The organism is Undibacterium sp. 14-3-2 (assembly GCF_016595265.1).
In the GTDB taxonomy this organism is placed as follows: Bacteria; Pseudomonadota; Gammaproteobacteria; order Burkholderiales; family Burkholderiaceae_D; genus Undibacterium; species Undibacterium aquatile.
In genome coordinates, this window is sequence record NZ_JAENGS010000002.1 from 653,560 (window position 1) to 666,661 (window position 13,102).

12 protein-coding genes are annotated in these 13,102 nt (G+C 50.3%); 4 read left to right on the top strand and 8 right to left on the bottom strand.

The genetic code is table 11. From position 1 onward, the window contains the following. Positions 1-123: 123 nt before the first annotated feature. Positions 124-255, bottom strand: coding sequence for a hypothetical protein (locus tag Undi14_RS18395; protein ID WP_255422764.1), 132 nt, complete (start codon positions 253-255; stop codon positions 124-126). Between Undi14_RS18395 and Undi14_RS07400 the strand changes: the two genes are divergently transcribed. Both Undi14_RS07400 and Undi14_RS07405 read left to right on the top strand, forming a co-directional pair. Next, positions 254-826, top strand: coding sequence for a YIP1 family protein (locus tag Undi14_RS07400; protein ID WP_200179067.1), 573 nt, complete (start codon positions 254-256; stop codon positions 824-826). The two genes, Undi14_RS18395 and Undi14_RS07400, sit on opposite strands and share 2 nt — an antisense overlap. 300 nt (positions 827-1,126) lie before the next feature. Next, complete coding sequence (locus Undi14_RS07405; protein WP_186882825.1) at positions 1,127-1,915, top strand: type IV pili methyl-accepting chemotaxis transducer N-terminal domain-containing protein; 789 nt, start codon at positions 1,127-1,129, stop codon at positions 1,913-1,915. Between the two features lie 39 nt (positions 1,916-1,954). On the opposite strand, the gene Undi14_RS07410 is transcribed toward Undi14_RS07405, so the two are convergent. The 7 genes from Undi14_RS07410 to Undi14_RS07440 form a co-directional block, all read right to left on the bottom strand. Next, positions 1,955-3,304: a sigma-54-dependent transcriptional regulator gene (locus Undi14_RS07410; protein ID WP_370589899.1), complete on the bottom strand. Its 1,350-nt coding sequence runs from the start codon at positions 3,302-3,304 to the stop codon at positions 1,955-1,957. 147 nt (positions 3,305-3,451) lie between these two features. Continuing rightward, positions 3,452-5,254, bottom strand: a complete 1,803-nt coding sequence (locus Undi14_RS07415) for an ATP-binding protein (protein ID WP_200179068.1) — start codon at positions 5,252-5,254, stop codon at positions 3,452-3,454. 53 nt (positions 5,255-5,307) lie between these two features. Beyond that, positions 5,308-6,105 carry an ABC transporter ATP-binding protein gene (locus Undi14_RS07420; RefSeq protein ID WP_200179069.1) on the bottom strand — a complete coding sequence of 266 codons (798 nt, stop codon included), beginning with the start codon at positions 6,103-6,105 and terminating at the stop codon, positions 5,308-5,310. A gap of 1 nt (position 6,106) precedes the next feature. Then, positions 6,107-6,925: an ABC transporter permease gene (locus tag Undi14_RS07425; protein ID WP_200179071.1), complete on the bottom strand. Its 819-nt coding sequence runs from the start codon at positions 6,923-6,925 to the stop codon at positions 6,107-6,109. Positions 6,926-7,039: 114 nt separating this feature from the next. After that, positions 7,040-8,011, bottom strand: a complete 972-nt coding sequence (locus Undi14_RS07430; protein WP_200179074.1) for an ABC transporter substrate-binding protein — start codon at positions 8,009-8,011, stop codon at positions 7,040-7,042. Between the two features lie 258 nt (positions 8,012-8,269). Further along, the gene (locus tag Undi14_RS07435; RefSeq protein WP_200179075.1) at positions 8,270-9,415 is read right to left on the bottom strand and encodes an ABC transporter substrate-binding protein; all 1,146 of its coding nucleotides are present in this window, start codon (positions 9,413-9,415) and stop codon (positions 8,270-8,272) included. 115 nt (positions 9,416-9,530) lie between these two features. Further along, positions 9,531-10,679, bottom strand: a complete 1,149-nt coding sequence (locus Undi14_RS07440) for an ABC transporter substrate-binding protein (RefSeq protein WP_200179077.1) — start codon at positions 10,677-10,679, stop codon at positions 9,531-9,533. A 391-nt stretch (positions 10,680-11,070) separates the two neighbouring features. On the opposite strand from Undi14_RS07440, the gene ffh reads away from it, so the two are divergent. Further along, complete coding sequence (gene ffh, locus Undi14_RS07445) at positions 11,071-12,438, top strand: signal recognition particle protein (RefSeq protein WP_186882818.1); 1,368 nt, start codon at positions 11,071-11,073, stop codon at positions 12,436-12,438. A 246-nt stretch (positions 12,439-12,684) separates the two neighbouring features. Beyond that, positions 12,685-13,014: an SWIB/MDM2 domain-containing protein gene (locus Undi14_RS07450; RefSeq protein WP_186882817.1), complete on the top strand. Its 330-nt coding sequence runs from the start codon at positions 12,685-12,687 to the stop codon at positions 13,012-13,014. The last annotated feature ends 88 nt before the right edge of the window (positions 13,015-13,102 follow it).

Sequence of the window (13,102 nt, forward strand, 5' to 3'; positions counted from 1 at the left end):
CTTACCAAAAGCCACGCGGTCAGCGTGGCTTTTTTTTGTTGCGCATGAGTGCCGACGATGACCCGCAAAGACCGGTCCTTCACGCAGCACCGCCTATCGCTTCCTTGACTTTCTCTGCTTATTTCATACATTGGTATAAATTCTGTGCATCAGTAATTCCCCTGGCGGATGCCCGCTGCACGAGTTCACTGATTGGTGAGCAGCCAGACTGACACCGATATCCATCAAAGCACAATAAGGATAAGGACGAGACATGATGAATCTGCTGAATCTGGGAAAAATGCCATTTTCATTTCATGGCGGTTGGGATACGGTGAGTAAGATTCACCCTTCTGTGATCCGTAGTTTTCTGTTGCTGGTGTTGCCATGCTCATTGATACCGCCGCTGGCATTGCTGTATGCGGGCAGCCATCATGCCGCCTTATACTGGGTTGATGCGCCTTACCTACGCTGGCTTGATGTGGCTGCCGTTTTTCTGATCATGGAATTAATGACCGTACCGCTGATGGGCTGGCTGATTCGCAAGCTGGCGAAAGATCATCAGGTGACCATGGACTTTCAGGATAGTTTTCTGCTGGCCAGCATTACTGCGGTGCCGATGTGGTTATCCAGTCTGGGCTTGTTATCCGCCGATCTCTGGCTGGTGATCGCCTGCGTGATTATGGGTCTGCTATTGGCGGCCAGCGTGCTGTATCATGGCCTGTATGCGATTTTGAAATTAGAAGATACCGTTGATGCGCAAGTCATGGGCTACAAAATTTTCTCTTTCGGCGGCATCGTCTGGATCATGCTCTGTAGTTTCGTCGCATTGCCACTGATGTGGTAAAACCTGCCGCCACGCGGGCTAACACGTGTTAGCTCGTCAGCGCCTTCCCCTGATGCCGGACATGCTGCATCTCAGCCTACGTGTCCGGCTTCCCATTACCAGATACTCCCCCCTCTTTTTTCGTAAAAAGCCTTATTGTCAGCATCAATAAAAGGCCTGTTCAGATACTCCCCGGAGTATCTTGATAAGCCGGAAGCCGCCACGTATCCGGCATTTGCCTTGCCGCGTCTAGTTCCAATGACGAATAGACGCGCACTCCCCCACCCCTTAGCATCCTCAAGGTCATTCGGGAGAGCAATCATGAAACGCAGAACCTTCATCTTCACCAGCCTGGTCCTCAGCAGCGGACTGATATTGCCGGCGTCGGCACAAGTGAATAACATCAGTGATGCGATCAATAAAGCCGGACGACAGCGCATGCTGGCACAGCGACTGGCGAAAGCCTATCTGCAGTTAGGCATGGATATCGATGCCGAACACGCCAGAAAAATTCTGGATCAGTCCTTATCCGTATTTGATCGCCAGCTGGTGGAATTACGGACCTTCGCGCCGAATCCCGACATCAAATCGCGCCTGAGCGAAGCCGAAAAAATCTGGCTCGATTACAAACAATTATTGGTGGGGAAAGCGCCCAACAAGACCGATGGCAAAAGCATCCTCGTATCGAGCGACAAGCTGATGCAACTGGCCGATGACAGCACGCTGCAACTGGAAAAACTTGCCGGAAACAGCAGCGGTAAATGGGTCAACCTCGCCGGTAGGCAAAGGATGTTGTCGCAGAAAATGGCCAAGCTTTATTTAGGTCGGCAATGGAATGTCGCGCCAGCCGACGCCAGCACTCTGCTCGACAGCGCGCGCAGAGAATTCGTCGCGGCCCAGAACGCGCTGAAGAACGCACCAGTCAACACCGCAAAAATTAAAGATGAGCTTGAACTGGCGCAGCAACAATGGCTATTTTTCGACCTTGCCCTGCAACAAGCGGATGATGCTAAAACGCGGCATCAGTCTGCCATCAATGTTGCCACCAGCAGTGATCGCATTCTGGAACAGATGGATAAAGTCACCAGCCTGTATCAGCAACTCAGCTAAATACTCAGCGCGCCCGGGTTTATTATCAGCGCCACTCACTCAATTGAGCTGATATTTTTTGAGTTTGTCGTACAGGGTTTTTTTAGGAATACCGAGACTGTCGGCTGCCAGCGCGACGTTCGATTGATGCGTACGCAGCGCCTGTGCGATCAGCGATGCTTCGATAGCCTCGAGTTTTTTCGGCAGACTGTTCGCATCCGGCAGCGGTTGTTTATCAGTCGCGTTTTCGTTCACATATTCACTCTCGTTCTGACTCTGCATATCAGCGACACCGAGCACCAGCTTGTCTGCAAAATTGCGTAATTCACGCACATTACCTACCCAGTCGCGTTGCTGCCAGAGCTGCATTTCGGCCGCACTCCATTCCGGTAGTGGGCGTTGAAAACGCTGTGCTGCACCTTGTAAAAAATGCGCCAGTAACAGGGGAATATCTTCGCGTCTGTCATTCAGGCGCGGCAGATACACATGCACGATCGCCAGGCGGAAATACAGATCTTCGCGGAATTTATTTTCTGCGCTCAGCGCCAGCAAATCGGTTTTGGTTGCGGCGATAATCCGGCAATCGAGTTCGATCAGATTGTTGCCGCCCAGTCGTTCCAGTCGGCGCTCCTGCAACACGCGCAGCAGTTTAACCTGCATCGCCAATGGCATGCTTTCAATTTCATCGAGAAATACCGTACCACCGTTAGCGTATTCAAGCTTGCCGATACGACGTTTTTGCGCACCGGTAAAAGCGCCCGCCTCATGTCCGAAAATTTCGCTTTCAAATACGGATTCAGGCAATGCGCCGCAATTGATCGCGACAAATGCGCCCGCCCGTCCACTCGCCAGATGCAACTGGCGCGCCACCACTTCTTTACCGGTGCCGGTCGCACCGTGAATCAGCACGTCGGCTGGCGTCGGCCCGATATTGCGGATGAAATGGCGGATTTTTTCGATTGCCGCGGACTGCCCGATCAGCTCAGGCATCGCCGGACGATTCGCCAGCGTTTGTTTCAGTTGCTGATTTTCCAGCACCAGACGGCGTTTTTCCTGCGCGCGCAAACAGGTATTGAGCAAGCGCTCGGCCGAGAATGGCTTTTCTATGAAATCATACGCACCGGCGCGCATCGCCTCTACCGCCATGCTGACGTCGCCATGTCCGGTAATCACGATCACCGGTAAATCTTTATCCGCAGCGACCAACTCGGCCAGTAAATCCAGCCCGGATTTTCCCGGTAAGCGCACATCCGTCACCACGATCCCGCTAAAGCCTGCGGACAATTGCGCCTGCGCCGCTTCTGCGCTGGCAAAAGCAGCGACGGTAAAGCCACCCAGTTCCAGCGTCTGCGTGGTTGCCAGACGCACGGCTTGTTCATCTTCAATTAATACAACCGACAAAGCTGACACAATTTATTCCTCTCAATAGCGCTGATTATTCTGGCTGCGAATGCCAGGAAAATCAGATACTCCCCCCTCATTTTAACTTTTTCGGTCTAACCTCAAGGAAAACAAAGGACAAAAAAATATACTCCCCCCAGTATTATTCTGACAAAGTTATTCCGGCAAAACGGGCAATCGGATCACGAACTGGGCTCCGCCATGAATATGATTGCCCGCATGCAGACTGCCATTCATCGCCTGCACAATAGAAGACGAAATCGCCAACCCCAGTCCCAAGCCTTTACCGCTGGGCTTGGTGGTGAAAAACGGTTCAAACAAATGGCTAATCACGTCTTCCGGCAAACCCGCGCCGCTATCGATAATCTGCAGGCTGATGTGCGCATCACTTAATTCCAGCAGTACTTTAATTTTTTTTACTGCCGCGGGTTCCACCGCGTCCAGCGCATTTCTGAGCAAGTTGATCAAGACCTGTTCTATCCGCACACTGTCGCCCAGCACCAGCACTTTATCTGGCATCGCCAGTTGTACCTCTACCTTGAGCCGCTCAATATCGCTCTGCAACATCGCGATGGACGCATGCACGGCGGAACACACATCGACCGCGCCCAGTTGCCCGCTGCTCTTTCTGGCAAATCCTTTGAGCTGAGCGATGATGGAACCCATACGTGCGCTGGCGTCGCTGATATGCTGCAGGTTCGCTACCGCCTCATCGGTTTTGCCGCGCTGCAAATAAGTCGCAGCGTTGTCGGCAAATGCGCGGATGGCGGTCAGCGGTTGATTCAGTTCGTGGGTGATTCCTGCCGCCATTTGCCCCAGCATCGCCAACTTACCTGTCTGCACCATTTCATTCTGCGTCGAACGCAGCACTTGCTCTGTCGTCTGCAATTTATGGAACTGCTCTTCGAGCTGCGTATTCGCAAGCATTAAATCACCGGTGCGCTGCTCAATTTTTAATTCGAGTTCATCAGCAGCGCGCTGTAAAGCAATTGCCGCCGCCTGCCGTTCTTCGATACGGCGTCGGCGTTGATAATAAACACCGGCAACGGTTGCCGCGAGCACCAGCAACAACATGGAAATCACCGCCGCCTGCACACCTGCCTGCACCACCTTGCTTTCATCAGGAAACAGCATCAGTTGCCAGCCAAGGCGGCCAATCGGACGCGTCAGATAATCACCAAAGCCAGCCTGATCTTTTTTGGGCAGGCTACTGATGGCCGTAACCGGCTTACCGGAATATTGCAAGGTCGCCTGAATATCGTTTAAAACATCTTTATCCAGCAAACGCAAACTGCGGTAGCGCCATTCGTCGCGGTTGCTGAGAAAAACCACACCATTACGATCGGTCAATGCTATCGGTTCATTATTACTGCGCCAGGATTTCTGAAATTCATCCAAACTGATCTTGACCGTAATCACACCGACAGGCGCACTATGACTGCGTTGCGCGGCCGATGCATAAACCGGTTGGGAAATAAAATAACCGGGGATACTCGTGGTGTTGCCAACCCCATAAAAATGGCCTACCCCACCACCTTTCACCATCGCATCCTGAAAGTAGGGGCGAAAGCTGAAATTTTTTTCTATGTAACTTTGTGCGCTATTCCAGTTGCTGGAGGCGATCGTCAGACCTTGCGCATCCATCAGATAAATCGCGGCAATTTTTGCCTGCTGCTGCATATCTTGCAGCGTCAGATTTAATTGCTGCACCAGCGCTTTGTCGGCTGGATGCGCCAATACCTGCGCGGCCAGTGGCAGATACGAAATCGAGTACGGCAAAGTCTCGTAGCGCTCGAGCACCGACTCCAGATCCAATGCAATGATTTGCAGTTGCCTGTCCCCGGCCAGACGAATTTCGCTTTTTTCTTTTTGTGCGAAAAATAAATAAGCAAAAAAAATCAGCGCCACACTACATGCCGCACTGAGACACAGTGTAATGATGCGCTGATGAGAGTTCATATGTTATTCAATGACCTGCTTTTGCCATCACAGTGATGGCATGACGGGCATGTTTAATCGACGGCAGCCATTTTCAGTTCATCATTATGATGACGCTGCTGCTCTTCCATGACGAGCTGTCCGAGTTCACGTTTCAAGGCGTTGAATTCAGCCGCAGACGGGTCACGCAAACGTGGCAGGTCGATCAGAATATCTTTCTTCACGGTGCCCGGACGATAGGTCATGACGATAATCCGGTCGGCCAGATAAATCGCTTCTTCGATACTGTGCGTCACAAAAATAATGGTCTTTTTCAGCTCGGCCCAGAGGCGCAGCAATTCATCCTGCAGATTACGGCGAGTCAACGCATCCAACGCACCAAACGGTTCATCCATCAACATGATCGGTGAATCCAGCGCCAGCACGCGGGCAATCGCAACCCGCTGACGCATACCACCGGACAAATCTTTAGGAAAGCGTTGTTTGAAATCGGCCAGCCCCAGCATCTCGAGTAATTTGCTGACGCGTGAGGCTATATCGGTTTTTCCCATACCTTTAATTTCCAGTCCGAAAGCAATGTTTTGCTCGACTGTCATCCAGGGAAACAAAGCGTACTCCTGGAACACCATACCGCGATCCGGGCCTGGTTCAGTCACGGTTTTTCCATTCGCAATAATGCTGCCGGACGACGGCAAAGAAAAACCGGCAATCGCATTCAGTAAAGTCGATTTACCGCAACCGGACGGACCGAGCAAACAAACAAACTGCCCTTCGGGAATTTCCAGATTAATGTCGCGCAGGGCGACGACTTCTTTGTCTGCAGTCTTGAAGATTTTATTGACCGCATTCACTTTGATATGTGTGGGATTCATCTCAGTTCTCCAATCCACGGTGCCAGCGCAGTAAATAGTTATTTAATTTATTCATCGCCAGATCAATTGCCAGACCCAGCATACCGATACTGATCATGCCGGCGATAATTTTGTCCGACCAGAAATACTCACGCGCTTCGAGAATCCGGAAACCCAGACCGTTATTCACCGCAATCATTTCAGAAACGATCACGACAATGAAAGCGGTACCGATACCGATACGCACCCCCGATAAAATATACGGCACAGCCGCAGGCAGCATGACCCGGACAAACATCGTGGTCTGGCTGGCGCCGAGATTACGGGCAGCGCGGATGTAGATCCCGTCAACATGCCGCACACCGGCAATCGTATTCATCAATACCGGGAAAAAAGCGCCGATCGCAATCAGGAAAATTGCCGGTGGATTACCCAGTCCGAACCAGAGGATAGACAAAGGAATATACGCAATCGGCGGAATTGGACGCAAGACCTGCATCAAGGGATTCATCCAGGCATAGACGCGCTGGCTTGATCCCATCGCCAGCCCCAGCGGCAATGCAAGCCCGGCACCGACGACAAAACCAACCAGCACACGATACATACTACCGATGGTGTCACGCACCAGTTCGCCGGAAAATGCCCATGACAAACGGCTCATGGTCGCCGGGTCGTACGCTTCCAGTGGCAATGCGTACTCTATCCATTTTTTCACCACGGCTATCGGTGAAGGTAATACTTGCGGATTGACCCAGCCATTGCTGGTGACGATTTGCCAGATCGCGATGAGGATGGCGGGCACAATCAGACCCGCGCCAATTTCACGCCATTTGAATTTCATTTGTTTTCCTTAGAAAAAGAAACAGAAGCAGCGTCAGGGAATAGCAAGAGACTTGCTTCTGTTCTGGATGTTGCAGGCTGATGTTGTGCCGGGAGCACCAGGGCTTACCGGTATTTATTTAATGTTCAGACTTTTCTTCGCCTGATCAAGCAAATCAGTTTTGACCCACTCTTTCGCCAATGGCGGCTTGCTCATTTTACCGATACCGTATTTTTGCATCAGATCCGTTGTGACCTGAATATGTTCCACAGACATATCGTAAGAGTAAGGCGAATTTTCTATCGCATTCACAAAGTCTTCGTGACTGACCTGACCTTTGAACATATTTTCGCGCACATATTTTTCAGCCAGATCTTTGTTGTCGATAAAGGCTTTCGTCGCCTCGACAAAACAACGCATGAATTTTTCAGCGACAGGGCGACGCTCTTTGTAAAACTTCTCTGTCATCACCATCGCACGTACCGGTTCACCGAGCGGGGTATCGTAAGGTTTGATGACCTCTTTACCGAAGCCTTTACCAATCGACTGTGACGAGTAAGGTTCAGACTGCATCATCGCATCGATATTTTTACCCAGCAAAGCCTGATTCAGATCAGGAAAACCGAGGTAAATAATCTGCACATCTTTACCAGGCTGATCGGAATACGTCAGCCCATTCTGCGATAACTCGGCGGCCAGCAAAATATCCTGAATGCCACCGCGCGTGACACCCACTTTTTTGCCTTTCAGATCCTTGACCGTTTTAACGCTGAGATCAGCACGAGCGACGAGGCGCGCACCACCTTTGGCAAAACCAGCCACCACATAAATTGGTGTGCCGCTAGCGCGACCAGAAATCGCCGCTTCAGAAGAGACTGCGCCGACATCCAGCTCTCCGGCGATCACTGCCTGCATCGCATCGAGGCCTTTGGAAAAAACGCGCTCTTCTACTTTCAGACCGCATTTCGGTGCGATTTCTTTGATGTAGGATACCGCACCATAATGGGCGAATTTGAGGTTACCGAGACGGACAACTTCCTGTGCCTGAGCACTGCCAGCCAATGCCAGAGGAATCACGGCGGCCATCGTCAATACTTTCTTCAGCATACTATCTCCTTATGATTTTTCGATAACGTTGATGTCAACACGGATCTATCAGCACAGATCGTGCCAGTAACACAACTCACGTAAATAATTGATTCCATTAGACCTCCATAAATAATTTGCCGCAAACAGTCTGAATATTCAGAAAAAAATGCCGGAATCTTCTGAGACTCCAGCATTGTATTCGGCGTCGCATCATTTGTACCTTCGCTTTCCAGCCCGTCTGGGACTAAACAGAAACGAAGGTAGGTTCCCAAAGGATCAGCGTAAAAATTTCTTGTCGCGATTGATAATCGTCAATTCAACGAATTCACTGCCACTATGATCTTTCTCACCATAGGTCAACAAAATGCCGCCGATATCATTTTTATGCATCGATTCCAGCGCCCGCACAAAGCCATCACGCGTCAGACCTCGACCGCTTTTCTTCAAGCCTTCGACCAGCACTTTCGCAGACACGAAGCCTTCCATCGCGGAATAAGACTCTGGTACCGTAGTCCCCTTCGTCACCTGCTTGAATTCCTGACCCAGTTGCGTCGCCAGATTCGGTGCGGGCATCACCTGTGACACCATAATGCCCACTGCATGCGGGCCCAGACTGTCAATAAATCCTTGTGTCGCGTTATTGGATAAAGTCATGATCTGCGCGGTGTTGCCACCGGCACGCAAGGATTTAATGATATCCACAGTAACAGGAGCAGCACCGACAATAATCAGGGCTTTTGCATTCGACGCCTTTACCGCATGAACCACCGCAGCCACATCAGGTTTTAAACGGTCAAACTTAATCGTTGCTGCCGGTTTCAGCTTAAAGCTGTTTTCTGCCGCTAGAAAGCCCTGTAATGCATCATTTCCGAAACTGTCGTCGATATGAATAATGCCGACGTCTTTCAGGCCTATCGTGGAAAACTGCTCGACCGCTTTTCTGACCTCATCCTGATATTTCGCCCGCACGTTGAATACGTAACGATGCAAAGGCTGATGCATCACTACCGCGCCAGTACTCGGAGCAACCAGCGGAATTTTATGTTCATTCAACAGCGGAAATAAAATCTCAGACGTCGGTGTGCCACGGCTTTGAAACAATGCAAACACGTGGTCTTTTTTAATCAGCGTTTCCGCATTTTTATAGGCCTGGGTCGCATCAAATTTATCATCCAGAGTGATGAGTTCAATTTTCCGGCCATTCACTCCACCGTTTTTATTCACATAAGCAAAGTAGGCATTTGCACCTGCCTGCATTTCTTTGACAGCTCCGGCAATCGGGCCGGTGACACCGACGGTTTGTCCTAACAATATCGTCGAATCCGTCACACCATCTTCAGCCGCAGCGATAGCACTGGCGAAGAGGGCTACCACGCCCAGACTGAGCCCAGCAATCAGATGATTCAATTTTTTTTTGCGCATAATAGTCTCCGAAAAAAATAACAGGTTATGACGTCAGCGCTCCATAACTCATAACAAAAAATATAAAAACTCAATCACATACAGGACGAAAAATCCTGATGGATCATAAAAAGAATCAGCGTAAGAAACGCTTGTCACGTCCAATCATGGTCAGCTCCACAAATTCACTGCCAGTGTGGTCTTTTTCTGAATACGTCAGTGTCAGCCCGCCGAGGTCAAAGCGTTTGATTGATTCCAGTGCCCGGATCAGCCCCTCTCTTGTGGGGTTCTTACCTGCACGGCGCAAACCTTCTACCATCACTTTGGCAGAGACAAATCCTTCCATCGCGGCATACGATTCAGTTACATGATGCTCTTTCGTAACTTGCCGGAACTCTTGCCCCAACTGGCTGGACAACAGATGCGGTGCAGGTACGATCTGCGACACCATAATGCCAGTCGCATGTTTACCCAGCGAATCAATAAAAGACTGCGACGAATTATTCGATACCGCCATGATCTGTATCGCACTGCCGGCATCACGTATGGCATTGATCAATTCAGCTGTCGTCGTGCCAGACGTCACCAGAATTAAGGCCTTACCCGCGCTTTGAACGACGCTTGCAGCGACCGCTTTAATATCCGGTTTGGCTCTGTCGTAAGAAATGATGGAGACCGGTTTCAGCTTGAATTGCTGCATCGCGCTTTGAAACCCTTCCAGTCCATCTTTCCCAAAACTGTCGTCAACGTGGACCAAAACAATATCTTTCAGGCCGATGGTAGCAAATTGCTCAACGGCTTTTTTCACTTCATCCTGATATTTGGCACGGACATTAAACACGTAATGATTGACCGGCGTATGAAATGTCACCGCGCCGGTTGAAGGGGCAATCAATGGAATTTTATGTTCTGCCAGCAAAGGCAGAATCGCCTGTGTATGGGGGGTACCACGACTCTGGAACAACGCAAACACGTGCTCTTTCCTGATCAGCGCATCGGCATTGCTCAGTGCCAGCGCCGGATCAAATTTATCATCGAGCGTCTTTACTTCAATTTTGCGGCCATGTACTCCACCGTTTTTATTAACGTAGGCAAAATAGGCGGCAGCGCCTGCCATCATTTCTTTAACAGGACCAGCAATTTGCCCGGTCACGCCTATCGTCTGCCCCAGCAAGATAGTGGAATCCGTCACGCCATCCTCTGCGTTTGCATGCAAGGAGGGGAAGAACGTGCCGACGGCGAGCAAACCGACAACAAACAAACGGCGCGATAGATTTTTTTTCATTTGATTTGATTTCCAGCTTTTCAATGGGCTTAGGTTTTTTACAATTTCGCAGCAAAGACAACAAAAATAATTACCATAAAGAAATATAATTATCAGGCCAAAGCAGATTTTATTCCCAGGAAAAATGTAAGCAAAAACCGGTGACGCTTATCTGTGTCAGCAAAGAAATATCCACAACAGAAACGAATCTCTTCTGATTTTACAGAATAGTTCATGTAAACATTCTGATTTTACGGAACATCTGCATTTCAACCACAAGCTTTTCTATGAATTCGCAGAGCCACTGCGGTGATCAGGTAAAATGGCGGATTGTTTTGCCTCTGGCAGTTAAGCGCCAGGCTGGCAACTGCGCTCAATTTGCTTTTTACTCAAGAAATTCTACTCGTTCGCTATGCTTGATAACCTTACCCAGCGCCTCGCCAAAGTCGTTAAGACTATGCGCGGCGAAGCCAGACTGACCGAATCCAACACAGCCGATATGCTGCGCGAAGTGCGCATGGCATTGTTAGAAGCGGACGTTGCCTTGCCTGCAGTACGCGAACTGATCGCCCGCGTTAAAGAAAAAGCGATGGGCGAAGAAGTTATCTCGTCACTGACTCCCGGCCAGGCATTGGTCGGCATCGTTCAGAAAGAACTCGCCGTATTGATGGGGGCCGATCTCGGCGAAGAAGCCTCGCAACTCAGCTTTGCCTGCCAGCCACCGGCGATTATTCTGATGGCGGGTTTGCAGGGTGCAGGTAAAACAACCACCGTCGGTAAGCTCGCCAAATATCTGCGCGAACAGAAAAAGAAAAAAGTGCTGACCGTTTCAGCCGACGTTTATCGTCCGGCCGCGATCGGCCAGCTGCAAACGGTGACCGGGCAAGTCGGTGCCGACTTTTTCCCATCGACACCAGATCAGAAGCCTGTCGATATTGCCTTAGCCGCGCTCGATTACGCAAAAAAACATTACCACGATGTGTTGATCATCGATACCGCCGGTCGTCTTGGTATTGATGAAGCGATGATGCAGGAAATCGCCGCTGTACACGCCGCAGTCAAGCCTATAGAAACTTTATTCGTCGTTGACGCCATGCTGGGGCAGGATGCAGTCAATACCGCCAAAGCGTTTAATGACGCCTTGCCACTGACGGGTGTTGTGCTGACCAAGCTCGACGGTGATTCACGCGGTGGTGCGGCTTTGTCTGTCCGTTACGTGACTGGCAAACCGATTAAGTTTGTCGGTGTCGCAGAAAAACTCGATGGACTGGAAGCCTTTGATGCGACCCGCATGGCTAGCCGTGTGCTCGGCATGGGCGACATCATGGCGTTGGTGGAATCGGCGCAAAAAGGCATGGACGTCGCCGCTGCGCAAAATCTTGCGCATAAAATTAAAGACGGCGGCAAGTTCGACATGAACGACTTCAAAATGCAAATTTCGCAAATGAAGAACATGGGCGGGCTATCAGGACTGATGGATAAATTGCCAGCGCAAATGCAGCAGGCCGCCGCCGGTGCGAACATGGATCAGGCAGAAAAATCCGTGCGCCGCATGGAAGGTATTATCAATTCCATGACGCCACTCGAGCGCGCGAAACCAGAGCTGATTAAAGCCTCACGCAAACGCCGCATTGCCACCGGTGCCGGTGTGCAGATTCAGGAAGTTAACCGTATGCTGGCGCAATTCGAGCAAATGCAGTCCATGATGAAAAAATTGCGCGGTGGCGGCATGATGAAAATGCTGCGCGGAATGAAGGGAATGATGCCAGGAAAACGCTGATTTTCAGACGTAAGCTGATGTTACAAAAAATGGCCGTATCAGAGGTAAAACCCTGCTGATACGGCTTTTTTTTGGATAGAAATCCAACGAAGCAGCATTTCCTGCATTTTTTCTTAAAAAACGCACAAAAAAGACTTGCATCACCGTGGAAACCGCACCACTATGGGCGATGCGTGAAGTGACGCAATGCAGGAGCTTTTCAAAACGATCAAAGCTCCGTCCACAAAATTGTGAAGGAGGCTATTTATGGCAACAGCAGCAAAAAAACCAGCAGCGAAACCAGCCGCAGCACCAAAAAAGGCAGCAGCTAAACCGGCAGCAGAACGCAAGCCAAACGCAGCGTTCATGAAGCCAATGACGATTTCCCCAACGCTGGCAGCAGTGATCGGTGCAGCACCGATTCCACGTACTGAAGTGACGAAAAAAGTATGGGAATACATCAAAAAGCATAACCTGCAAGCACCAGAAAACAAACGCAATATCAATGCAGATGACAAGCTGAAAGCCGTTTTCGGTGGTAAAGCGCAAGTCTCCATGTTTGAAATGACAAAACTCATTTCCGGTCACCTGTCCTGATTCTTCAGGAATAGCAACCGCAGTTGCGTTGGGAAACTTTATGGGAAGAAAATGTCCCATCCCAAACAAAAATGCCCGCATCGCGCGG